Source organism: Filimonas zeae (genome assembly GCF_014641615.1).
GTDB classification, from domain to species: Bacteria; Bacteroidota; Bacteroidia; order Chitinophagales; family Chitinophagaceae; genus Filimonas; species Filimonas zeae.
In genome coordinates this window covers 266417-291471 of the sequence record NZ_BMIB01000002.1, presented here as the reverse complement: position 1 = coordinate 291471, position 25055 = coordinate 266417, and the positions used below count along the sequence as shown (strand labels likewise).

The following is a 25055-nucleotide window of genomic DNA, read 5'->3' as shown; positions in this document are numbered from 1 at the left end:
AGACTAACTGCTTTCCAAACCGCAATACACATTGCTGAACTCTTTTTTAGCCAGGTCGCTTTTGTGTATTACAAAGTAAATTTCTCCCGCATCCCAGAAGTTAAAACCAGGGTTATTATCGCTGCTTACGCGTAGTAATACCATCCAGTCTTCCGGCTTGCCTTTCAGCTTATCTACTGCTTCCGCTTCGGGGTTGTCGTGCTGTTTAAATACATAGCTGTTTATACTGTGCGCAGGGCGGGTATTGTTGGGGTATAATGCCTGTTTCAGGGCTTCTGCTTCATCGGGGTCGTCTTCCAGTTCGTTGTTCCAGGCATGCGGTATAGAAGGGTACTTTGCTGTATCCGCCATCCAGGGGGCATATACACCGTTTTGATCGTACACGTCTTCTTCCGTAATGGTCAGTTCCCGTGCACTTTGCAGCGTGGCTATATCACCATCGTAATACATTACCAGCGGATCTGACTGTTCCTGGTCTTTGATAAAGAAGTACAGGATGCCGGTGCGGGGCAGGTACTGTTGCAGGGGTGCAACGTCTGCGCAGTTAATCTGCGCTATAAACTGCCATGCTTTTTCTTCCCCGTCATGCGTGGTAAAAAACGGGTAGCCTACGCCGGTGGGCAGGTCGGGCAGTCCGCCAAAGCGGTGCTGGCCGGTACGTGCATAATCGTCTTCGGCTACGGTATAAAAACCTACAGCTGCACGTGCCTGCGGTTGTACAGTGGGCAGCAATGCAGAGGTTTGGGCGTTTAGTATTTGCTGTAAATCAGGGTGCTGCTGTGCTTCGTATATGCTGTTGTTCCAGGTAACGGTGCCTTTGCCGTCTGCACCCTTGTAAGTATAATCCAGCAGGGCCATTTTCTTTTCTGTTTCCAGGTCCAGCCGGGCAATATTTTCAATACCGGCTGGCAAATGTTCCAGCGGGTTGTTTTGAATGTTCAGCGATTTCAGATTTTTATGCGTAACCCAGCTGGCGGGTACAGTACTTAGCTGGTTATTGTCCAGTACCAGCCTTTCCAGTGTTTCCGGCAATCCCGGCGCTATAGAGCCCAGCTGGTTGTTGTGCAGGTACAGGCGTTTTAAAAGCGGCAGTTGCAGTATATATGGGTGCATGCCCTCTGCCTTACTGCCGGAAATGTGTAACTCTTCCAGTGCTTTCAAATCACCAATCCATTCAGGTATGTGGGTAACATTTCCTATGCCCGATAGTGTGAGTTGTTTCAGCCGCTTCAGCTTTCGTATGGCTTTGGGTATTTCGGTAAAGCTTTTTCCGTTTTTAAAATAAACCAGCAGGTTTTCCAGTTCAGTTAACGGGCGTAGTGCTGCATCCACCGCATCTGCCGGCGGGTCAGTCAGGCTTAGCCTTGTAACCATTGTTGCCGGTGCAGTATCCAGTTCTTCCAACTTTGCAAAGGTGTATTTACTCCAGTCCAGCGCTTCCTGCGGAATGCGAACTGCCACTTGTATGGGGTATCGTTCTTCGCCGTAGGTATTAGCCATATAGCCTTCTATACCCAGCCATCCCTCTTTCAGGGTAACCTTGCCGTTCAGGTCCAGGCTGTAGTAAAAGCCACTTTTCCACAAAGAAGAAATATAGGTATCATCGCGACTGTTCTGGTAGGTGAATTGGCCGGTAGGTACGCCAGCTTCGTATATCTGCTTAAAACTAAAGCGCAGGTATACTTTACCATCCTCGTAATCATTCAGAATATCCGGGTGATTTTCATAGTCCGGCGCTTCGCCATTTATTTGTATGTTCAGCGATCCATCCAGCTCATATATATGTACCGGGTTGTCTTCGTCTAACGATATTTGAAAGGTTACATCGCCTACGGTAAATCTTTCTTTTCCATCGGCTGGTATTTCAAAGGAGGGAATCTCCGGAGTACCGGCTTCGCCATCTGTTTCGTCATCATCATCTTCTCCAAACAGGGCAGACAGTGCGTCTTTCTGCTTTTTCATGGCCGTCCATGGGTTGCCAAAGTATTGCAGGCTCTGCCAGGTCTCATCAAACAGCGGTTCGTACCTGCTGCGCTCTCTGGCATAACAGTCAGCTGTAATCAGGTATACAAACTCACTGTTTACAGGCACCATTCCAAAATAGTACAGAAAGCCTTCTTCCGATTGTGTTATGCGTATGGTACTGGTGGCTCCTGCAACAGGTAATGTTTTGTCCTGTACAATATTTACAATGCCACGGGCTTCCAGGCAGCTGTTTAAAAAGCGTTCTGTAAGGTCTTTGCCTTTATACTTGTCAAAGTGGCTTACTTCATTCAACCCCACAATAATAATAGAGGCATACTCATCCTTTTCAAAATGTTCTCCGCGGGCACTTTCCCAAATGGTTCTTACACTTTCATAAATGTCGGGGAATTGAACAGAGAGTGTTTCTGTAGAGGCTGTTTTCATACAATTACATAGGTGCTGGTTAACAATAGGGGTAAAGATAAGGGTTGAACAGCGTTTATCATGGGCTTACACATAAGCCTTTTGTTAAACAAACACCCAACAAAAAAGCCGCCGGTGCTATACCGGCGGCTCTGGATTATGTTTGAAACATTATTTCTTCTTCAGCCATTGATACACTGTTCCGGCAACAAGGCCACCGGCAGTATATAAGGCTATGGTTAATGCTTTTGTTTGCGGCGTAGCGCCGCTGTATTCGGGGTTCAGCTTCAGCTTGCCCGGCAGGGCTACGGCGGCAGTACCTGCCACAATACCCAATACGCTGCCGGTGAGTATGCTGCTGCCGGGTTTGGTGCCTACCAGCGCATAATAAGCCGCATTGGCTGCCAGGTCGCCCGCCAGGGTGTAGTCATATAGTTCATCGCGCGAGGGTAGTTCCATATCCGTAGCGGCAAAAGCTTTTTCCATGGCCTGCATACCCAGCTTGTCCATTTGTGGCGGTTGCGATGCCCGTTTTTTTACCCATTGGTGTAATAAAGTAAGTGCTCCGGCCCCTGCAAGGCCGCTGATGAAAGATGGAATTAACTTCATAAGTTCGCTTTAGGTATGTACAGGCAAAAATTGGTCCTGCGTCTATAACCGGAACATAAATTTCTGTAAAAACATATACACCATAGGTCGGTTATTTTATCAGCCTTCTTTCTGCAAATAAGAAAAACTGACAGCTATATACCGTCAGAATTTCGCACTAACAGCAATGGCATTGGGGTTGATAAGCGGTTACTTAAAAAGTGAACCGATGAATCACATGCTGTTGCCTTTGAGTATACTGTGTCTGATTATTCTACTGCTTATTTTTTTGCTGAAAAAGCTACGCCAGCCCTACCTGGCTGCGTATATACTGGCGGGTGTATTACTGGGGCCACATGTAACCGGGATGTTTACCAATACAGAACAAATTGCCCAGGTAGGGGAACTGGGCGTGTTGCTGCTGATGTTTTTTCTGGGTATGGAAATAGATATACCCGACCGTAAAGCCCTGCTGCTGCCCCCGCTGATAGGGCAGGGGGTAAAAACAGCGCTCAGCTTTGTTTTTGCCTTACTGGTGGCCTGGTTAATGCAATGGAACTGGCCTGCCATTATACTGCTTACTGTGCTGCTTACGTTTAACAGCACGGCGGTAGTAAGCGATCTGTTGCGGCGCAATGGTCTTTTGCAGGCACCTATAGGTCGTACTGTATTAAATATGTTATTGCTACAGGATATTATGCTGGCACCGGTGCTTACGTTGTTTCAGCTGATGGGCCATCAACAGGTGGCAGCTGGCAAGCTGCTTTCTGCTATAGCAGGTTCTGTATTAATTTTTCTGCTGCTGCGGGCCATCCGTAACCGCAACCTGTTTCAACTGCCATTTTTAAAAGAGATGGATCAGGATCATGATCTCCAGGTTTTTATGGGGGCAGTAATTTGTCTGGGTTTTGCGGTACTGGCCTCTGCCATAGGGTTATCGGGGCCTGTGGGTAGTTTTGCTGCAGGTATTTTTATAGGCCGTATGCGGGCTTTTCACTGGCTGGAAAAAGTACTGCAACCTTTTCGCGTGTTTTTTGTGGCGTTGTATTTTGTATCGGTAGGGTTAATGATAGATCTGGCTTACCTCAAAACCCATTATCTGCTGGTGTTTACCATTACCATGGTGGTTATGTGCAGCAACAGTCTTTTTTCCGCACTCACTTTTCGCCTGCTCCGGTTTCCCTGGCACAGCAGTTTTCAGGCAGGGGCACTGCTGTCGCAAACCGGCGAGTTTGGTATACTGGCGGCATCTGTGGCATTTAGCATGGGTATTATAGAAGAACCTGTTTTTAAAATATGCGTGGTGGTAACCGGCCTTTCGCTGTTATTATCTACCGTATGGACCAGTCTGGTGGCGCGCTGGCTGCGCGGACATTACCGGTTGTGAGGCAATTTGCCCGGTAATGAAACTTGAGTATATTTGATAATACCCACAACCTTAATACTACTTAGCATGACTGATACGGGCATTACAGGGCTGCTGCTGATTATGGCAAACGTTGCCTTTTCGTACAAAGGCTTTACCAATAAAACGTTTTTTAACGGGTATAAATTTGAGGTAGACAGTATTCTGATACACAAAGATTATAAACGCGTTATTACATCCGGGTTTTTACATGTTGGTTGGATGCACCTTATTTTCAATATCATCAGTTTGTACGTATTCAGTGGACTTATTGAGGAAAGCCTGGGTGCACTAAAGTTTTTAATCATCTATTTTGCCAGTTTAATTGGTGGCGGATTACTTTCCTTATTGGTTCACAGAAATCATGGCGATTACAGTGCTGTAGGTGCTTCCGGGGCCATATGCGGGGTTATATTTGCTTCCATTGCAGTATTTCCCGGGCTGGAAATCGGTTTTATCGGGCTTCCTTTTTCTATTCCCGGCTGGTTATACGGCCTTGCATATGTGTTATATTCCATCTACGGCATCAGATCTAACAAGGATAATATAGGACATGATGCTCATTTAGGTGGTGCATTGGTAGGTATGCTGGTTGCTTTATTGCTTGAGCCTTATGCGCTGGCAGAAAACTTCCTCACCATTTTAATTATTGCACTTCCCACCGTCGCTTTCATTTGCCTCATTATTACAAAGCCCCATATTTTACTGGTAGATAATTTCTATTTTAAGGCGCATAAACACTATTACTCTATTGATCACAAGTACAACGAAGAGCGAACGAATAATCAGTTGGAAATAGACAGAATTCTTGATAAAATAAATAAAAAAGGAATGAATGGTTTAAGCAAGGCTGAAAAGGATAAGCTTAAAAGGTATTCCCAAAACAGCTGATCCTTCTTCTCAACTATCCGTTCTCAAACTTTTTACGGGATTAGCACAGGCCGCCTTCACGGCCTGAAAGCTTACCGTACAAAGCGCAATTAATACTACCAATCCTGCTGCCCCGCTAAACACCGCCCACCCGGGTGTAATACGGTAAGGATAGTTTTGCAACCATTTTGATGCTGCCAGCCAGGCAATGGGTACAGCAATCAGCAATGCAATTATTACCAGCTTTACAAAGTCTCTGGATAGGGCGGTAACAATGCTTTGTACCGAAGCACCCAGCACTTTGCGTATGCCTATTTCTTTGGTGCGCTTTTCGGCAGATAATACAGATAAGCCAAATAATCCTATACAGGAAATGAATATGGTTAGGATGGCCCCAAACAGAATAATCTGTTTCCAGCGTGCATCAGCTTCGTAGCTTTTTAATACTTCCTCTTCCTTGAATACATAACTGTAAGGTGTAAAAGGGAAAAACTGTTTAAACTGCTGTTGTATGTACTTCAGGCTGTTGGTGGCTGTACCCGGTTTTATTTTAATATAAAAGGTGCCATAACTGTTGGCATTGTTCATGGTAAACAGTTGCGGGCCTATTTCCTGGTTAAGCGGGGCGTAGTGATAGTCTTTTATTACACCTATTACCTGAAAAGTTTTGTTATCATGAAAATTGAAAATAACAGGCTGGCCAATCGGGTTCTTCCATCCGGCTTGTTTTACAAACGCTTCGTTTACTACAACAGATTGAGCAGAATCGGCAGGGTAGGCGGTGGAAAAATTACGGCCCTGTACCAATGGTATCTGTAGTGTGGGTATATAGGCTTCGTCTACGGTTTCCCATTCAAAGGCTATGGTTGAATCGTTGGCCAGTTTTGCACCTGTTTTCCAGTTGCCGCGGTTTTTGGGCGCCACAGATACTATGTCTGTGTGCTTCAGCAGCTCTGTTTTAAAGGTGGCCGCTGCCTCATGCGTCATATCATTTTTGTTCACCAGTATCAGATTGTCAGCATTATAACCCATATCCGTTTGAGTAAGAAAGTTGAACTGGGCATAAATGATAAACGTAGCCATAATAAGAAAGGAGGCAAGCGTAAACTGCAACACTACCAGCAATTGCTGCAGATAGTTTTTACCTTTAAGGGTAAACCGGCTGTAAAGCGTTTCAACCGGCCGGTAACCGGAAAGTACCAGGGCAGGATAAAAGCCTGCCAGCAAACCTGTAAGCACAAACAAAGCCAGGTAGCTAATAACCAGCCTTACATCCAGCAGATAGGTGATGGATAATTTTTTATTGGCAAGATCATTAAACACAGGCAGCACTACCTGCGCCAGCGCAATGGCCAGCAAAAAGGCGATGGCACATAACGTAAAACTCTCACCCAGAAACTGACATATCAGCTGTTGCCTGCCACTACCCACTACTTTGCGAATACCTATTTCCCGTGCACGCCTTACAGACCGGGCCACGGTAAGGTTTACAAAATTTATACAGGCTATCAGCAGCACAAACAATGCTATGCCGGAGAGTATGGTAGCATACATGGGGTTACTGGCATTTTGTAATCCGTTCTGGGCCGGCAGTGTTTTACTCAGGTGCATTTCTTCAAACGGCTGCAGCAAATAAGTACCCATTCCTACACCGTTGCTACCTCCACCAAAACGCGCAATCATAGCGTTAAAGGTTTCGCTGGCATCCTTTTTATAAAACCGCTGCATCTGGCTGGCAACGTTATCCGGGTTGGCATGTTCATCCAGCACTACAAAGGTGTTGAGATAAAAAGAAAACCAGTTTTCATTGTTGCCGGCATCTGCCTCTGTTTCGCGAAAAGGCAGCAGCATGCGGTATTGTATAGAAGAGTTTTGCGGACAGTTTTTTGTTACAGCTGTTACCTTATAGGGTACAAAAGCATCGTTTTGGCGCATCATCAGCACTTTGCCTACAGCATCTGTAGTACCAAACTGTTTTTCTGCCTCTGCCTGGGTAAGTACTACTGAGTGGGGTTGCTGCAGACAGGTAGTTGCATTGCCTGCTACCACCGGAAAAGTAAACACGCGTAAAAAGTTGGAGTCTACATACAATAGTTCCCGGCTTTCCACATCGGCATCTTTCTTAAAATCTTCCTGACCATTCTGTATGCGTACAAAAGATTGTATACCAGCCACGTTCTTTGTAAAGCGGGGACCCTGTAAAAGCCCGGTGTGCGCGGCAAAACGTTCCTCTCCGCCACGGGCTGCTTTAGATACAATGCGGTACAAGCGCGGACCTTTGTGATGAAAACGGTCAAAACTCAGTTCATCTTTTACATATAGTAATATCAGCATGGTACAGGCAAGGCCAATAGCCAGCCCTGCAATATTGATAAAAGAGTACACTTTATTACGCAACAGGTTGCGTATAGCCGTTTTAAAATAATTTCTGAACATAGGCGGTGGAAAGCCCTTGCGCACCAATGCCTATGCCAAAATGTAAGGTGCTGATTGCTATACTGTTAACTGGCGTACTGCTGCTATTGCTGACCGGTAGCGTACACCTGGTGTACGGTGCCGCGCCATTGAAGGTACCTGGGCTTACAGTTGGGGCATTCCTTATGGTATTGCATAAATTGATTCCAGATAAGCTATGGATTCAGGAGTACTAAACACATATTCGTCAATTCTTTCCGGTACTTCTATCAGGCGTTTGTTAGTACCTGATATCTGAAACAGTTCATTCAAAATGAAGAATATTTGTTCATGTCCTTCCCAGTCCCATAAAGATTCATATCCAATGGAAAAAGCGTGATGTTTAAAATACACATGAATAACATGTTCATTTGCTTTGTTACCCATGCTGGTGTAACAGATGGCTCCATCCAGTACGCCTTCGCATTTCCGGGCAATTCGCTCCAGCAGCGGGGCAAAATGGGCAGGCATAGGATTGTAAGCGCCATCGTACTGCCATTCATGTAAATGAACAGTGGCGTACATACGGTCAAATATGTAACCTAAAAAGGCTTCTGGTTGTATTTCTTTGGCGCTGGCGACTACCTGGTGTAAGTTCGCGTCCGCTGTATCAGTAAAAAAGCCAGCCAGTCTAAAATCAGCTATAATATCTTCTACTGGTTTATTTTTTATGGTTATCAGTGTGGTAAAGGTGCTGGCTAAGGTTTTGTCGGTTACCAGGTGCAAATGGTTTTCAATAAAATCGGGCCGGCCCGTTTGCTGAAAGGTTTTCCAAAGTAAAAAGGCCGTTTTTTTGCTGTTAAGCCCTGCATGCGAATAGGCCTGAAGTATTTTTTGAAGCAACTGGTCGGTTACCAGTTTTTTGTCCAGGTATGGAATTTCCGGCAATATAAAATTTTCATGTTCGGTTAACATGTGCTTTATCAATTTGTCCTCATAAGCTTTTCCTTTAAGCCGGTATAGTAATAATGTTATTGGTTTTTCAAACCATTCGTTTGTATACAATACTTCTGCAAAATTAATGAGCCTGCTATCTCCAAACTGCGATAGCAGTTTGATGTAATAGTTTATCCATTGGTAATCCTTGCCTTTTACTGTACCTTTCTTTTCATCCAGCGGTATCAGTTTTTTTTCGTAGATAAGTTGAATGAGAATGCTTGTCTTTTCTCTTACTTCAGCGGTAGAAAAATAAGTATTGGCATAGTTAAGTGCTTCCATAAGGCTCTTCATTGGGGGAAGCGTTTTACTGCCCGATAGTATTTTTTGTATACATAACTCTATACCCGCTGTAAGGTGCGCATTTGCCAGCCGGTAATAAAACCAATGTCTTTCCGGGTTATCATGCTGTAAAAACCTGCTTTCAATTATTTCCTTATATCCCTCTGTTTTCATCGTGCCTGCCAGTGCAACGGCGGTGTTTTCTATTTCTGCCACTTGTATGGCGTTATATATCTCTTGTATAAAAGCTTTTTTGTATTCGGGGTAACGGTTCAGGAAGTATAAGTCGGGATCTAAATGATGCAGCAAGGTGGCTTTGTATTTATTGGGGGCTGTTTGTAAAAAATGTACAATTGCAGCCAGGGCGTCCGGTGCCCGCTCCAGATACTGATAGGGTAAGTCGTTGGCATTAAATTCCTGATCATGGTAATAGGGGTGACTGGCAGATTGCTCTTTATTCTCCTGAATCCTGAACCAGATATTTTCAATTTCCTGCGGCGTTTCCCATATCATATGTAACGTGGTAACGTCATTCTCAGTGATGCTGATCTTCTTCATGGGTGTAGGTGTGATAGGCCTGTAAGGGCGGGTTGGTTTTGCGCGAAAGATAGCGAAACTGCCGGAATAATGGTTTGCAAAAACGGTTATGCAATTATTATTCCCAAGCTACAGGTATCATAAAACGTGTACTTATTCCCGCGTTATTGTATACCAGTTAGCCACCTGGCGCAGCGTACCGGCTGTCATCTTCTGGCATGTTTTCTGAAACTTCTGCCGGTAAACTCTATGTCAAAAGCATCAAAACCAAAACAGGCAGCGGTTGCCGAATCCGACAAATCCAACAAAGCAACACCTCCTTCCACTTCAGACGAACAATTACAGGAATTATTTATGGATGAACTGAAAGACATTTACTGGGCCGAAAATCAACTGGTAAAGTCTTTACCGGTAATGATAGCCGCCACCGAAAATGCAGAACTTATCAGTGCCCTTACCAGCCACCTGGATGTAACAGCGGTACATGTAACCCGGCTGGAAGAAATTTTTACGCTGCTGAACGAAAAAGCGCAGGCAAAAAAGTGCGATGCCATGGAAGGACTTACCAAAGAAGGGGAGGCAGTTATAGAAGATACAGAGCCGGGAACGGTAGCGCGCGATACGGCTATTGTTACTGCCTGCCGCAAGGTAGAGCATTATGAAATTGCAGCATACACCAGCCTGCATACACTTGCCGGTAAACTGGGGCTGCCAGATATAGCTGAACTGTTGCAGCAAACACTGGCCGAAGAGCAGGAGGCCGATCAGAACTTATCCGTTATAGCTGAATCAATTTAAAATAACCTATATGCCATCAAAAAAGCCCGCAAGGGATAGTGTGTATCCGCAACCTTCGGATACTGCTGCGGTTAACCCGCATAATGCCAAAACAACAGATCTTGCACCTGACACCGTTGATGCATCCGGTGCGTATATGAACACCAATCAGGGCGTAAGAATCAGCGACGATGAAAATTCGCTCAAAGCGGGTAGCAGAGGCCCTTCGCTGCTGGAAGATTTTATTCTGCGGGAGAAGATAACCCATTTCGATCATGAGCGTATACCCGAGCGTGTGGTACATGCCCGCGGTTCCGCGGCACATGGTGTGTTTAAAGTATATCAATCGCAGGCGGCTATTACCAGCGCTGCCTTTTTACAGCATCCGGAAGAGGAAACGCCTGTTTTTGTGCGCTTTTCAACCGTAGCAGGCTCGCGCGGTTCTACCGATCTGGCGCGTGATGTAAGAGGCTTTGCTGTTAAGTTTTATACACAGGAAGGCAACTTTGATCTGGTGGGCAATAACATGCCCGTGTTTTTTATACAGGATGCTATTAAATTTCCCGATCTTATACATGCGGTTAAACCAGAGCCGGATAACGAAATACCACAGGCAGCCTCTGCGCACGATACGTTCTGGGATTTTATATCGCTGATGCCCGAGAGTACCCATATGGTAATGTGGCTGATGAGCGACCGCGCTATACCCCGCAGCTATCGCATGATGGAAGGTTTTGGTGTACACACTTTCCGTTTTGTAAATGCAGAAGGGGTTTCCAGCTTTGTGAAGTTTCACTGGAAGCCGCTGCTGGGCGTACATTCCGTAGCGTGGGATGAGGCGCAGAATATATCGGGCAAAGACCCTGATTATCACCGGCGCGATCTGTGGAATGCCATAGAAAGCGGTAATTTTCCGGAGTGGGAACTGGGCATACAGGTGGTGCCGGAAGCAGATGAACATAAGTTCGAATTTGATCTGTTAGATCCTACCAAGATTATTCCTGAAGAACTGGTACCTGTGCAACGTATAGGTAAGCTTACGCTTAACCGTAACCCCGATAACTTTTTTGCTGAAACAGAGCAGGTTGCTTTTCATGTAGGCCATATTGTACCGGGTATTGATTTTACCAACGATCCGCTGTTGCAGGGGCGTTTGTTTTCCTATACCGATACACAACTGATACGGCTGGGCGGTCCTAATTTTCATGAAATACCTATTAACCGCCCCGTTGTGCCGGTATACAATAACCAGCGCGATGGTTATATGCGCCAAACCATAAACAAGGGTAAAACCAGCTATAGCCCCAATAGCCTGGGTGGCGGTTGCCCCTTTATGGCGGGCAAAATGCAGGGTGGCTTTACCTCTTATCCCGAGCGTATTGAAGCGCATAAAATACGGGAGCGCAGCCGCAGTTTCTTCGATCATTTCAGTCAGGCAAAGTTGTTTTATAACAGCCAGTCAGAGCCGGAAAAGAATCATATTATAGATGCCTTCAGCTTTGAGCTGGGTAAAGTACAGGCTGTACCCGTACGCGAACGTATGCTGCGCCTGTTGGCAGAAGTGGATAGTGGCCTTGCTGCACAGGTAGCTTACGCCCTGCGTTTGCACATACCTAAAAACAGTGAAGAGCCTTTAAATAAAAGCATACCGGCCGATGCTGACCCTGCAGCCTATCAGCCGGAGCATAAAGAAAGTTCATTGCCTTTATCTGCGGCGCTAAGTATGGCCAACACCATAAAAGAAACCATTCAAACCCGTCAGGTGGCTGTGCTGGCAGCAGATGGGGTAGATGGCAAAGCGTTGAACACCGTTAAAAAAGCACTGCTGGCAGCTGGCGCTGTTGTGGAAGTAATAGCACCGCGCCAGGGGTATGTACTGGCAGAGAACGATGAGCATATACCTGTTGATAAAAGCTTTTTAACCGGCGCCTCTGTTTTTTACGATGCGGTATATGTGCCCGGTGGCGTAAACAGCGTGGCTACGCTGGCTGCGCACGCCGATGCGGTGCATTTTTTAAATGAGGCCTTTAAGCACTGCAAAGCCATAGCAGCAGATGCTGCTGCGCAGCAGGTACTGGAAGCTACTTACTTTTATAAAAAACTGCCGGAAGATAATACAGAAGAAACGGTACTGAGGTGTGGTGTGGCGGTGCATGATAAGCCGGCTAAACTGGCTGATCTGTTTATACTTGCCATAGCACAGCACCGGTTTTGGGAAAGGGAGGTGCCACGCAAAGTGCCTGCTTAATACCTTATAAAATATACTGTACAAAACGGGGGCTATCTGTAAAGGGTAGTTCCCGTTTTGTTAATGTGGTTTACCTTCATCCGGCTTGCCCGCATCGCCGTTTTTTACCACATAAAAGTGTGGCGACATAATATCAATACCCGCCTCTTTAAACAAATCCAGTATCTGCTTATACAGGTCTGAGTAAATAATGGCCTGCCTGTTAGGGTGTTTGGTATAAGCGTTTATTTCGTACGATACGTAAAACTCATCCAGCGAGGCCTGTAGTACAAATGGTGGTGGGATGCTTTCTATCAGCGGTGTGGCGCCGGCGGCTTTAATCAGTAACTCGTGTACCCTGCTCCAATGTATATCATATCCCACGGTTACGGTAGCATGTACAATTAAACCTTTGTCCGGTGCATCACTGCTGTAATTCACCGTATGGCTGTTCATAATAGTGGCGTTGGGTATAGATATAATTTCGTTTTTAATGGTGCGCACACGCGTAACCAGTAACGATTTTTCAATTACATCACCCGTAACATCGCCAATCTTTACCCGGTCGCCAATTTTAAAAGAGCGCATATAGGTAAGCACTACACCCGATACAATATTGCCCAACGCACCGGCAGACCCGAAAGTAAACAACACGCCCATAAACACCGATACGCCTTTAAACACGGGCGAGTTAGAACCGGGCAGGTAAGGGAAAATAACAATAAGCATAAAAGCCAGTGCCAGCACCCGTATAATCTGATAGGTAGGGGCAGCCCAGTCGGTATAAAAGCCGGGCAGCCTTAATACACCCGTTTCCACTTCCTCTTTTAAAAAGCGGATACCTTTCAGTACCAGCCTGAACACAAAACAGATTACCGCAATAGTTACCAGGTTGGGCAGGTAATGCCAGGTACCCAGGATTATTTTACGCAGAGGAGTTAGAAAAGAATTCAGCAGCGAATCGGCCAGCTTGCGCGTCCACGGAAAAATGCCAAACAACAGCAGCAGGGTTATATAAAACACAATCAGCAGTAGTATCCACCTTATCACAGTAGCGGCGCCGTTAAAAAAACTCACGGCCCTGTCTTCATTAAATATCTTATACCCGCGTATACTAAATCCCTTAATGCGTTTGCCCTTCTCCGCAGTAATTTTTGCTTTTATCCAATGCAGGGCTTTGGCAGTGGCATATATTATCAGTATCAGCACCGCTATAATTAATATGCTCAGGGCAATTTCACGGGCAATGGTTTGCCAGCTGGTGGCCTGGCGGTATGCTTTTATGGCTTTGCTAATGCGGGCCTTGTATAACTGCGCCAGTTCTGTGGCAGACTTCTGCACCCACAACGCATCGTTTGCTGAAATGCCCAGCAATACCTGATCGTTATACACCAGGTCGGTAGTGGCATCGGAAGTGATTATGGCCATAGAGTCGGGCTGAAAAAAGTAATCTTTGGCCAGCTTCTCTATTCTTTCGGCAATGGCTGTTGCCCGTTCGCGGGGGAGAAACTGCCCTGCCGGTCGTATATCACCATCAGTGTATCCTGAAAAAAAATAACGGGTACTCCTTTTACAAATCTTCGTAGTGAATCAATTTTTTGCTTTTGCTGCACCAGTTGTATAGAGTCTCTTCTTTGCAGTATAGCCAGTTCCTGCAATAATTCAGTTTTTTTCAGGTTATCTGTGAGCCGCAGGCTGCTGATCTGTTGTTCCAGCTCTGCTTTTCGTACAGAATCTGCTATGCGCAGGGCTGTCATCTGTTGCAACTGTTGCGATTTCTGTACCAGTAAGCTGTCTTCCCGGTTGTTAATAGCCTGTCTGGAAGTGTCTTTTTGTGCGGGTAATGTGTAGGGGAATGCAAGGCATAACAGTAAAAGAAATTGCTTCATGGCGTAAGGGGGTTGGTAAAAGAATACTGTAATACAAGCAATTACACATTTGTGGCGTTATTGTTCAAAATATTGAGCTATATAATTCCTTAGTTATTTATCGCCTTCTATGAGAGCATTTCGTTTTTGTATGTGCGGAAGCATGATACTTTTGTTGTGGTTGTGTTTAAGTATTTTTACTTTTCCTGATACTTTCATAAACTACTTAACTATAGAAAGAATAAATGGCATTTCAATACGATAAATCCTGGGAGATTTTCACAACTATTCTTGATTCAAAATCTTCTGCAAGGCAATCCTGGACAACATTTCTGGATTGGCACCGGCAGCACTCCCCAGAAGTTTACTGGTGCAAACTCAGCGACATTGCAATTGAGGAAGATCTGACTCATTTTGAAAACTGGTTTACCGCTCTGGTTACTGCTAGCCCTGTTCCTGAAAAAGTGGTGGCCATTTGGATTGGGCTGCTCAAGGCTTCCCATGGTGATAACTATGAAGTTCCCGTCATGTATATGGGGGGCGCTAATAGTTATGATGAAGAAGATGGGGAATGGGCGTGTGATCTTAAATATTTACCCGATAACAGATATGCTCAGCCTGCCTCGCTCCGGCAGATAGATGAACTTGCAAAAACAGACAAGGAGAATTATGTGTTTTTAGATTGGATACTTCCCCTTGCCTATTGTGCGTTTATTCTTGACGAAGTTTTCAGAACAAAGATTGACAAGAGACTTTTTTTACAGCACACTAACCAATTATTTATAACGATAGGCCATGACGGTGGTGATTTTGTTAATCTAAGCCCGCTTGAGTGCTAAGAAAACAATTATTCTTGAAAGCAGGCTTGGAGCAGGGAAGTTCTTCGTTTTTTGCGTTGACCGGTTTTTCTACCATTATGCCCAAATATTGCACCTCATCCTCACAGCTATCCATTACGTTTGGCAATAAAGCTTGCCAAAAATGAAAACAAAACTACACGCTTGTTTCCTGTTGCTCTTTTCAGGTATATGCAGCTATTTCCCTGCCGTGGCCCAAAGGCCGGAGGTGAAGATAGATATGAACATGTCTGGCCGGCCATTGCCGGAAGTAAATGAGCCGGGTTATACGCCCTGGGCCATTGCCAATGGCGGCCCTGACTCACTTAATGTTAATGGTGTTCAGTTTGCGTTTAGCAAAGGTGCCAGAGGTGCCGTATTGGCCATGACGTATTATAAGGCGGGCGTGCAAAGCCCTAATCTGGCCCGTTTAACCTGCGATGCCTTGTATGTAAAGGATGGCGATTTTGCGCTGGCTAGCGAAATTATCCTTACCATTAAAGGGCTGCCCGCAGGTAAGCACACGCTTACTACCTATCACAATGCAACGGATAATCTTACTGCCGCTACAGTTTGCCCTATGGATGTGTATGTAAATGATGTGTTAAGGGTGAATGATCTGATACCCACTATACGGGTGTTTAAAGAAACAGATTGTGCCGCAGTAAACCTGGAAATTACAGCCGAAGCGGGTAAAGAGGTGGTTATACGGTACAAAGCAGAAGAGAGCGGGCCGCAAACGGTAAAAAATGTGTACATCAACGCCATACACTTAAATGTTATTAATGCGGCCCTGCTGTCGCGCACTCCGTTTCCTGCCCATAAAGAAGAGCATCTGGAAGCACCGGGAAATGCTTATGTATTGCGTTGGGAAGCAGCCCCCTCCGCATTATCGCACGATGTGTACTTTGGTAAAGACTCCGCACAGGTAGCAGATGCTGACCGCAATTCCCCGTTGTTTAAAGGTAATGCACCGCGCAGCGATTCCTTTTATGCGGTATCGAAGCTCTATAGCATGGATACCTATTACTGGCGGGTAGATGAGGTAGATGCTGCCGGAACGCACAAAGGCAACGTGTGGATGTTCAGAACCAGGCAACTGGCTTTTCCTGATGCGGAAGGTTACGGCCGTTTTGCCAGGGGCGGAAGAGGCGGCAGGGTAGTGGAAGTAACCAACCTGAACGATGCGGGGCCGGGAAGTTTAAGAGAGGCTATTACGGCCGATATAGGCCCGCGCACCATTGTGTTTAAAGTAGCGGGTATTATTACGCTTACATCAAGGTTGGTAGCCAGTCAGCCTTATATTACCATAGCCGGACAAACTGCACCCGGCAAAGGCATTTGCCTGCGTGGGGCGCCGCTGGGTATAACGGGTAATGATAATATAGCCAGGCATCTGCGTATGCGTTTAGGGGCAGGCCCCACCTACGATGGTATGGGCCTTACCGGGGCTAACCATAGTATTATAGACCATTGTTCTATCAGCTGGACCATAGATGAGTCTTTCAGCTCCAGAGGCGGAAAAAATATTACCCTGCAGCGCACACTTATTTCCGAAGCCCTTAATGTGGCCGGGCATCAGAATTATCCTGCGGGCACCGGGCATGGCTATGCGGCTACCATAGGGGGCGATGTGGGCAGTTTTCATCATAACCTGTTAGCCCATAACCAGGGCCGTAACTGGAGCATGGGCGGCGGGCTGGATGGAAATGCTTTTTATTCCGGACGGCTGGATATAGTAAACAACGTAGTATATAACTGGCAAAAGCGCACTACCGATGGTGGCGCTATGGAGGTAAACTTTGTAAATAATTACTATAAGCGCGGCGCTTCCTCTACCACCAGAGTGGCACTTACAGCCAATCATGAAGGAACGGGAAAAGGCAGTCAGCGGTATTATTTTGCCGGCAACGTTATGCCTGGCGTGTTTAATGAAGCCAATCAGGAAGCAGGGCGTAATATCTCCATTACCAATGGTGCCATTGTTAACTGGGAAACATTTGTAAATGCACCGTTCTTTCCTTCTTATATTAACATCCAGCCTGCCTCACAGGCTTACAAAAATGTGCTGTCTGATGTAGGGTGTACGCAGCCTGGCCTGGATAATCATGATATACGCATGATAAACGAAACCAGAGATTCCACTTACTCCACTATAGGCAGTAAGAGTGGTTTAAAGGGCCTGATAGATCATCAGGATGATGCAGGCGGTTACGGGAACTACCCCGAAGTAACGCGTGCAGATGACTGGGATAGCGACCATGATGGTATGCCCGATTGGTGGGAGGTGGCCAAAGGCACCAACCCCCATTCTGCATCCGGAGATTTTTCAGAGTCGAACGCAGATACGGACAGGGATGGGGTAACTCAACTGGAAGCATACCTTAACTGGATGGCTATACCCCATATCAGCGAAAAGGAAAACACCCCCATGTATCTGGATTTGAAAACACTCTCTGCCGGTTATACCGCTTCTCCGGTTATTACCGTGCACAACGCGGTTAATGGCAGCGTTACAGTAAATGCAGGTGTTGCCCGGTTTAGCCCATCACAAAAGGGGCTGGGTGCTTTTGCATTCACGGTTACAGATAGTGAAGGCGCTACCTTTACCCGCACGGTTAATACTTACAGCGGCAGCAGCATAGATAAAACTAATACCGCTATTACATTTACCGGCATCCGTAAAGATGCTGCTACCGTAGCACTGCGCTGGAACACAGAAAATGAATTTGAAACTGATCATTTTGAAGTGGAACGCAGTTTTACCGGGGGCAACGATTTTGTGCAGCTGGGCGCCGGCATACCTTCTAAAGGTGTTGACGGCAGCAGCGCCGCCGCATTAAACTATGAGCTGATAGATACCAACGGCCATGCCGGGAATACCTGGTACCGCCTGGTGCACAAAGACCGGTTGGGTAAAATGCGTGTTTCAGATGTGCAGATTGTACGTGGTACGGGCTTCCCCGGCGTACATGTGTGGCCGGTACCCAACAGGGGCGATTTTAATGTACTGGTAAACAGTACCAAAGAGGAATGTTTTTTAAGAATATACAACCTCCTGGGTTGCGAGGTGGCGCGCTATCAGTTTCCCGCCCAAACCCGCCAGCCGGTTCATCTTAGCCAGCGCGGACTGTTTGTGTTAATGGTAACCAGCAAATCTGGTAAGCTTGTTGGCATAAACAAGGTGCTGGTGTATTAGCCGGTAGCATAAAACAGGGCAATTTTATTATCATCCCTCTGCGCCACCGCAGGGGGATTTTTGTTGTTTATACTTTGTTATATAAGAACAGCTTTTCTTAAATGGTTAACAATCAGCGGTTTTGATGGTAGTGGTTATGAAATTTAGTTGTGTGGGGATGATCGCTATAGCTATGGGAGTGATCGCTACATATGTGGGGATGAATCCCATAGCTGCTAAACTGATCGCCACATATGTGGGGATGAATTTCACAGCTGCTAAACAGAACGCAACATATGTGAGGATGATTCCCATAGCTATAGGACTGATCGCTACATATGTGGGGCTGATTTCTACAGCTGTAAAACTTGCCGCTACATGTGTAACATGCTTCCAATTGCTATAGGGATCATCGCTACATATGTAGGGATGATCCCTATAGCTGCTAAACTGATCGCCACATATACAGTGGTGGGTGTGTTTAATAAACTGTGTAATCTGTATTACGTGGTTCAGAATCTGGCTGGTTATCTTTTTTTTGTGGCTTCAGGTGTAAATTTCGCTGTATTAGCTTCAGGTAGGTTTTGTTGTAGCATTTTATTGGGAATTGATGAAGCAGTTCTTCTGGCTGCTATCAATGTCGTTGCAGCATTCTTTTTACCAATACCTACTGAATGAAATCTTTTCTGTTTGTAGCCTTCCTTACTTCTGTTTTATGTTCTCATGCTTTTGTTTAATGCAGGAATCTATGAGGCTATAACAAGGATGGGAATGTGTGATATTTCTAATGCGAATTTTCCCTCAGGAAAATAAATTGTACCAATTAGTCTAATACTGTATATCTTTGTGTACCAAATGGTACAAAATATGAAAAGACTGGACAATAAAGTGGCCGTAGTAACGGGCGCTTCGAAAGGAATTGGTGCAGGCATTGCTGAAAAGCTGGCTGCGGATGGTGCAGCGGTAGTAGTTAACTATGCAGCGGCAAAGGAAGATGCTGAAAAGGTAGTAGGCAAAATTGTAGCCAACGGTGGCAGGGCGGTAGCGGTGCAGGGTGATGTATCAAAAGCGGCAGATGTAGACCGCCTTTTTGCAGAAGCAGTGGGGCAATACGGTGCTGTTGATATACTGGTTAACAATGCTGGTGTTTACCAGTGGAGTGCACTGGAAGATTTTACAGAAGAGTCTTACCACCATCAGTTCAATATCAATGTGCTGGGTGTACTGCTGGCGTCTAAAGCGGCTGCAAAAAACTTTGGCAAAAAGGGTGGCAGCATTATTAACATCGGTTCTGCCGTATCCAGCGCCACGCCTGCGGGCAGTGCAGTTTATACAGCTACTAAAAGTGCAGTAGACGCTATTACGCGCGTGCTTTCAAAAGAGTTAGGCCCTAAAAATATCCGGGTAAATTCAGTAAACCCCGGTATAGTGGTAACAGAAGGTTCAACAGCTGCTGGTTTTATAGGAAGTGAAGCTGAAGCGGGTATGGTAAGCACTACGCCCCTGGGTAGGGTAGGGCAGCCGGAAGATATTGCACTGGCTACAGCCTTTCTGGCCTCGGATGATGCCAGATGGGTTACGGGCGAGTTGATACTGGCCAGTGGTGGATTGCGGTAATCAGTTGTTGTTTTTATTTAATAGCTTTGCCGGCAACGGGCAAAGCTATTGTTATTATATGCGTTCAAAAGATTTTGATGAAACGGAGGTACTGAGAAAGGCTATTACCATCTTCTGGAAGAATGGTTATAATGCCACATCCCTGCACGATCTTATCGATGGCCTGGGTATAGCCCGCTCCAGTATTTATCATGCTTTTGGCGATAAGCATAACCTATACATAAAAGCGCTGGAGCAATACCAGCAGGATGGTACCTGCCGCATGCTGACAATATTAGACACAGCTGCCACGGTAAAGGAAGGGGTGAAAATGTTGCTGGATGCGGTGGTTGCCAACGCAGTTGCGAAAGGGAAACCCAAAGGCTGCTTTAAAGTAAATGCAGAGGTAGAAGTGGCGGCGCATGATAAACCCACCAATAAACTGGTTTGTGAAGATAACCGGATAATTGAAGATGCAGTATGTGCCTTTATTAAAAAGGGGCAGCAAAAGGGTGAAGTGGATGCAGCTAAGGATGCAAGGGCGCTTGCCCGCTTTTTATGTACTACCGTAACCGGTATGCAAGTGTATGCAAAAGTTACCGGTGATAAGCAGTTTTTTGAAGATATTGTAGCTACTGCTTTATCTGTGTTTGATAAATAAGTTGCCGTTTGTGCCGGTATTGACTGAAAATACTACCTTTTTTCAGGGGGGGCTATTGTATGTATGTTATAAATAGTCAACTTTGCCTTCATACATAACGATTGACATGAATTACCAGCAATACCAGCAGTTATTTGATGATATTCTGAGCAGTAAAAATCTGCAGCCTCCCTATAATGATAGTGCGTATTTTAACTACACAAAGCTTAACCGGTCGCGCATGAGCCGCTGGGATAAGCAGGCACAATTGAATGAACAGCTGGTGGCGCAAATAATACGTGTAAGCGCTCTGCAGCACTGGGTTATTATTACCGAACCCTGGTGTGGTGATGCTGCCCATGTGGTTCCTTTTCTCATAAAGCTGGCGGCCTGCAATCCACTTATTACTTATGAGATACAGCTTCGCGATCAACCTCCTTTTCTTATTGATCTGTACCTGACAAACGGTAGCAAAAGCATACCTAAACTGATAGTACGTAATGAAAGCGGGCAGGATATTTTCCATTGGGGCCCCCGGCCGGCAGGTGCGCAGCAGGTGATGAATAAGTTTAAAGCTGCCGGCGCTGATTTTGAAGCCACGAAAATTGCGTTGCAGAACTGGTATAATGAAGATAAGGGAGCTGAGCTGATGCAGGAGTTAAGTAGCTTTTACCGCTAACCCGAAATATTTAAATTTTTAAAAGCACTTTTTGGAGCATTTGAGCCAGTTGAGTTAAAATGGAAAAATGCAAACAGATTTTACTATTTTTGTTTATCCGGTGTACACCATCCCGTACTTCTTATAAAGGGCAGTAACGATGAAATGATGAACAGCGATACCTCTTACGAGCTGTTTAAACAACTGCCCAATGCGGTGCTCAGTTATTATCCCGATGCTGCGCATGGTTCCTTTTTTCAATATCCGGAACTGTTTACCCATGAGGCAAATTTTTTCCTGAATCAGTTTTAAAAATCTGTCTGGCGTTTCTTACTCTGTTAACAGGCAGCTGTAGTAGAGGCCTGTGTGGTGTTTATACTATCCCGGCAGCCAATGTGCTGCTGTATAACAACAATAGCTACTTTTGAATGGTGAAAGTATTTAACAACTTAACAGAATACAACCGGTACCTGAATTTGAGTGCCCCTTTGCATTCATTAATGGATAGCAGGGTTTGCAAGCAGGCCATACCCAACTTTCCGCAAACCAGCGGAGAAATACAGGTAAATCTTTTTAAGATTGCTTTGAAGAAGAAGTTTGCCGGGGAAATTAAATATGGCAAACACCAGTACAATACGGAGGCGGGCCTGATGTTGTTTAGCGAGCCCGGGCAGGTGGTATCCTGGGATGCACTTACCTTTTGGGATGGTTATGCTTTTGTATTCCATCCCAACCTGCTTAAAAAACACCCTGTTGCCCATAAGGTAAGCCGGTACCGGTATTTTAGCTATGAAGTAAGCGATGCACTTTTTATGATGCCGGAAGAAGAAGAAACCATTACATGGCTTTTTACAAAAATTCATGTGGAGCTGATGCACAAGAAGGAGCAGGCGAATATAGACGTGATATTGTCGCTGTTAAACGTAATACTCACTTATGCGGAACTGTATTACGAAAGGCAGTTTAGCGAAAAGCCTGCTTTTCAGCAGCCGGTAGCTGCCCGGGTTAAACTGGCGCTGCAAAGTTATTACAACAATCTGTCACAACCGGTAAAAAGGGTACCCACTGTTTCTTCATTAGCAGCGGAACTGAATGTTTCTCCTGATTATCTTACTGAAATGGTGCGGAAGGAAACCGGCAGAAGCACTATGAACCTGTTACAGGCTTATGTAATGGAACAGGCAGAAATACTGCTGCTTCAAACGGATATGAATGTAAGCGATATTGCATACCGGTTAGGTTTTGAAAGCGCTTCTTATTTTTCAAGGCTGTTTAAGAAAATACGCGGAGTGTCGCCGGGTGAACTAAGAAATCCCGGAATTGTTCAGTAACATCCCTGATTTGTTATATTCTGCGGTAAGAGCTACAGCTAATTTTGATACGCAAAATAGCCTGTATGATTTTTACAACAAACAAAGTAAGTAATGCTTATTGGAAAGTAAGCATAGATAATCCGCCTATCAATCTGTTTGATACAGATTTCTCCCGCCAGTTGATGGTGTTAATGGATGAAATGGAAGCCAATGAAAATTTACAGGTGGTTGTTTTTGAAACAGCTAACCCTGACTTTTTTGTAGCCCATGTTGAACTGCTGCACGCCAACGATTTTCCTAAAGGAACGGGTAAAACCGGGCTTTCCATTGCCTGGCCGGATATTGCCAAACGTATAGAGCAGGCGCCCTTTGTAAGCATTGCTTCCATAAGAGGAAGAGCCAGAGGTCTGGGCAGCGAATTTATACAGGCTTTTGATATTCGTTTTGCCAGTAAGGAGAAAGCATTTTTTGCCCAGCCTGAAATTGGCATTGGTGCTTTTCCGGGGGGTGGTGGCCTGGAGCGTTTGCATTTACTTACTGGTAAAGCCAGGGCTTTGGAAATTATATTAAGTGGTGATGATTACAATGCCGGACTGGCAGCGCAATATGGTTGGGTTAACCGTGCTATTCCCGACGCGGAACTGGATGGTTTTACAGACAGGTTTGCTGCAAGAATTGCTTCTTTTGATAAGCAGGCTATTGCCAGTGTTAAGGCTATTATGAACCGTAACGCAACCCTTCCGGTAAATGAACACATTATGGATACACAAACGCAATTTTTTGCCGCGTTGCAATGGAAGGAAGCCCGGGAGAGAATAAAGATGTTGTTTGAAAAAGGATTGCAGCAAAACAGCGATGTGGAATTGAATCTTGGAAAATATTTATAGTCCCGAAACTAAAGAATATGAAAGCAATTGTATTAAACGGTCCGGGTGGAGTAGATAAACTGGAGTACCGGGATTTGCCCATTCCGGAAATTGCCGCCGGTGAGGTGCTGGTAAAAGTAAAGGCCATCAGCATTAACCCTGTGGATGTAAAAGTGCGTGAAGGCTATGGGGTGTATGCCGCAGTAAAAAATGCGAATCCGATAATTTTAGGATGGGATATTTCGGGTGTTGTTACGGAAAGCAAAAGTGATTTGTTTAAGGCTGGTGATGAAGTATTGGGTATGGTAAATTTTCCGGGGCATGGAAAGGGGTATGCTGAGTATGTTGCCCCCCCCGCAGTCCAACTGGCGCTGAAGCCTGCCAATTTTTCTTTTGAAACTGCAGCGGCTACTACGCTGGTTGCTTTAACTGCCTGGCAGGCTTTGGTTACCAACGGTAAAGTGCAGAAGGGCCAACGTGTATTAATACATGCCGGTGCAGGTGGTGTTGGGCATATTGCTATTCAACTGGCCAAACACCTGGGGGCTACGGTTACGGCCACTTCCTCTGCAGTAAATAAAGATTTTGTATTAAGCCTTGGTGTTGACAGGCATATTGATTACAATGGTTATAACTGGAGTGGCCAACAGCCTGAATATGATTTTGTACTGGATACGGTAGGTGGAGATAATGTAGCCAATTCAATAGCAATAACGAAAGCGGGAGGTGCTGTTGTAAGTATACCTTCAGGTATAAGCGAGGCACTGGTTAGCTACGCAAAGGAAAAAGGGGTACATGCGCAGTTTATGCTGGTGCAATCTAATGGTGCTGATATGCAGCAAATTGCCGGACTTTTACAGCAGGGCATTTTTAGGCCCCATATAGCACACGTCTTTTCTTTTGAACAAATGCGCGAAGCGCATTTGCAAATTGCCACTGGCAAAACGGTTGGTAAGGTAGTGGTGATAGTTTAGTATATGAATTAAGAGGGGGCATTCAATCCCCCCTTGATTCATTCTTGTTTTTTGCTAACAGGTATTAACTATGTGCTGCTACAGCTACTTCTTGCCAGGTTTTCCAGGCATTCAGTTTTTCCTGATATACGCGTTGGGTTTTGCTATAGCCTATTTTGTCCAGAAAAGGCGCAGCGCGGGTTTTCAGCATCTATCAGTTTCAATATAGCCGGTACCGTTGCTTCTGGCTTACCATAATCTTCCTGTAAAAGGCCCTCGGCGTTGGCAAGGCCGTTTTTAATACCATCGTAAGCTGCAATAGCCTGGCTTTGTACGGCGGAGGCGCCAATACCGGCAAACATTAATAGAACACCGGCTGCTGCATAGCGATAAGCGGCTGGGCGAGATAGTAAGCGAGTTTGGGTTTACAGATGAAAGTCATTTAAATAAGTTTTTCCGGAACAATAAAGGCCTTAGCCCTAAGGCTTTCCGGCTGCTGGGTACCAGCTATACATAATAAACCTGTGTAACAGCAGGCGGTTTTCTTACTTAATTACATGTACCTGTACGGTTTTGTTTTAGGTTTGGTGGCATGCTTTTTTTATTAATAATTATACGGATATAATAAAAAGGACCAACCAGATCCAATAAGCAAAAGTGTGGTGTAGCAGCCATGCTTTTGT

21 protein-coding genes and 1 pseudogene are annotated in these 25055 nt (G+C 45.4%); 15 read left to right on the top strand and 7 right to left on the bottom strand.

The genetic code is table 11. The features are described from left to right. Positions 1-3: 3 nt before the first annotated feature. Positions 4-2409, bottom strand: coding sequence for a DUF1963 domain-containing protein (locus tag IEY13_RS08015; RefSeq protein ID WP_188951467.1), 2406 nt, complete (start codon positions 2407-2409; stop codon positions 4-6). Positions 2410-2559: 150 nt separating this feature from the next. Beyond that, positions 2560-2997 (bottom strand): hypothetical protein, encoded by a 438-nt coding sequence (locus tag IEY13_RS08010; RefSeq protein WP_188951466.1) that lies wholly within the window; start codon positions 2995-2997, stop codon positions 2560-2562. Positions 2998-3205: 208 nt separating this feature from the next. Here IEY13_RS08010 and IEY13_RS08005 point away from each other — a divergent pair, with 208 nt between their 5' ends. Then, positions 3206-4363: a cation:proton antiporter domain-containing protein gene (locus IEY13_RS08005; protein ID WP_229687786.1), complete on the top strand. Its 1158-nt coding sequence runs from the start codon at positions 3206-3208 to the stop codon at positions 4361-4363. A 66-nt stretch (positions 4364-4429) separates the two neighbouring features. Then, positions 4430-5272, top strand: a complete 843-nt coding sequence (locus IEY13_RS08000) for a rhomboid family intramembrane serine protease (RefSeq protein WP_188951465.1) — start codon at positions 4430-4432, stop codon at positions 5270-5272. A 9-nt stretch (positions 5273-5281) separates the two neighbouring features. Here IEY13_RS08000 and IEY13_RS07995 read toward each other — a convergent pair whose 3' ends face one another. Both IEY13_RS07995 and IEY13_RS07990 read right to left on the bottom strand, forming a co-directional pair. Further along, a complete protein-coding gene (locus IEY13_RS07995) occupies positions 5282-7687 on the bottom strand; it encodes an ABC transporter permease (RefSeq protein ID WP_188951464.1) in 2406 nt (801 codons plus the stop codon). A 162-nt stretch (positions 7688-7849) separates the two neighbouring features. Beyond that, positions 7850-9481 carry a hypothetical protein gene (locus IEY13_RS07990; RefSeq protein ID WP_188951463.1) on the bottom strand — a complete coding sequence of 544 codons (1632 nt, stop codon included), beginning with the start codon at positions 9479-9481 and terminating at the stop codon, positions 7850-7852. Positions 9482-9709: 228 nt separating this feature from the next. On the opposite strand from IEY13_RS07990, the gene IEY13_RS07985 reads away from it, so the two are divergent. Together IEY13_RS07985 and IEY13_RS07980 are read left to right on the top strand one after the other, a co-directional pair. Beyond that, complete coding sequence (locus IEY13_RS07985; RefSeq protein ID WP_188951462.1) at positions 9710-10258, top strand: ferritin-like domain-containing protein; 549 nt, start codon at positions 9710-9712, stop codon at positions 10256-10258. 10 nt (positions 10259-10268) lie between these two features. After that, positions 10269-12485, top strand: a complete 2217-nt coding sequence (locus tag IEY13_RS07980) for a catalase (protein WP_188951461.1) — start codon at positions 10269-10271, stop codon at positions 12483-12485. A gap of 60 nt (positions 12486-12545) precedes the next feature. On the opposite strand, the gene IEY13_RS07975 is transcribed toward IEY13_RS07980, so the two are convergent. Further along, positions 12546-13925, bottom strand: coding sequence for a mechanosensitive ion channel family protein (locus IEY13_RS07975; protein ID WP_505661238.1), 1380 nt, complete (start codon positions 13923-13925; stop codon positions 12546-12548). Between the two features lie 5 nt (positions 13926-13930). Next, positions 13931-14353 carry a hypothetical protein gene (locus IEY13_RS07970; protein ID WP_188951459.1) on the bottom strand — a complete coding sequence of 141 codons (423 nt, stop codon included), beginning with the start codon at positions 14351-14353 and terminating at the stop codon, positions 13931-13933. Between the two features lie 224 nt (positions 14354-14577). On the opposite strand from IEY13_RS07970, the gene IEY13_RS07965 reads away from it, so the two are divergent. The 10 genes from IEY13_RS07965 to IEY13_RS07920 all read left to right on the top strand — a co-directional run bounded on the left by IEY13_RS07965 (position 14578) and on the right by IEY13_RS07920 (position 24393). Next, positions 14578-15171, top strand: a complete 594-nt coding sequence (locus IEY13_RS07965) for a hypothetical protein (RefSeq protein WP_188951458.1) — start codon at positions 14578-14580, stop codon at positions 15169-15171. Positions 15172-15313: 142 nt separating this feature from the next. Further along, positions 15314-18367 carry a T9SS C-terminal target domain-containing protein gene (locus IEY13_RS07960; RefSeq protein WP_188951457.1) on the top strand — a complete coding sequence of 1018 codons (3054 nt, stop codon included), beginning with the start codon at positions 15314-15316 and terminating at the stop codon, positions 18365-18367. 366 nt (positions 18368-18733) lie between these two features. After that, entirely contained in the window at positions 18734-19024 is a 291-nt protein-coding gene (locus IEY13_RS07955) for a hypothetical protein (RefSeq protein WP_188951456.1), read from the top strand. 189 nt (positions 19025-19213) lie between these two features. Further along, entirely contained in the window at positions 19214-19963 is a 750-nt protein-coding gene (locus tag IEY13_RS07950) for an SDR family NAD(P)-dependent oxidoreductase (RefSeq protein ID WP_188951455.1), read from the top strand. Positions 19964-20021: 58 nt separating this feature from the next. Further along, positions 20022-20603, top strand: a complete 582-nt coding sequence (locus IEY13_RS07945) for a TetR/AcrR family transcriptional regulator (protein WP_188951454.1) — start codon at positions 20022-20024, stop codon at positions 20601-20603. 106 nt (positions 20604-20709) lie between these two features. Next, the gene (locus IEY13_RS07940) at positions 20710-21261 is read left to right on the top strand and encodes a thioredoxin family protein (protein WP_188951453.1); all 552 of its coding nucleotides are present in this window, start codon (positions 20710-20712) and stop codon (positions 21259-21261) included. 144 nt (positions 21262-21405) lie between these two features. After that, positions 21406-21552 (top strand): alpha/beta fold hydrolase family protein, encoded by a 147-nt coding sequence (locus IEY13_RS07935; protein WP_188951452.1) that lies wholly within the window; start codon positions 21406-21408, stop codon positions 21550-21552. Positions 21553-21668: 116 nt separating this feature from the next. Further along, entirely contained in the window at positions 21669-22571 is a 903-nt protein-coding gene (locus IEY13_RS07930) for a helix-turn-helix domain-containing protein (RefSeq protein ID WP_229687785.1), read from the top strand. A gap of 65 nt (positions 22572-22636) precedes the next feature. Further along, a complete protein-coding gene (locus IEY13_RS07925; RefSeq protein WP_188951451.1) occupies positions 22637-23440 on the top strand; it encodes an enoyl-CoA hydratase/isomerase family protein in 804 nt (267 codons plus the stop codon). A gap of 17 nt (positions 23441-23457) precedes the next feature. Next, positions 23458-24393 carry an NADP-dependent oxidoreductase gene (locus IEY13_RS07920; protein ID WP_188951450.1) on the top strand — a complete coding sequence of 312 codons (936 nt, stop codon included), beginning with the start codon at positions 23458-23460 and terminating at the stop codon, positions 24391-24393. 64 nt (positions 24394-24457) lie between these two features. On the opposite strand, the gene IEY13_RS30290 is transcribed toward IEY13_RS07920, so the two are convergent. Next, positions 24458-24583, bottom strand: coding sequence for a hypothetical protein (locus IEY13_RS30290; protein WP_262891965.1), 126 nt, complete (start codon positions 24581-24583; stop codon positions 24458-24460). Positions 24584-24715: 132 nt separating this feature from the next. Here IEY13_RS30290 and IEY13_RS07915 point away from each other — a divergent pair. Beyond that, positions 24716-24889, top strand: a pseudogene (locus IEY13_RS07915) (helix-turn-helix domain-containing protein); the annotation flags it as partial. Between the last annotated feature and the right edge of the window lie 166 nt (positions 24890-25055).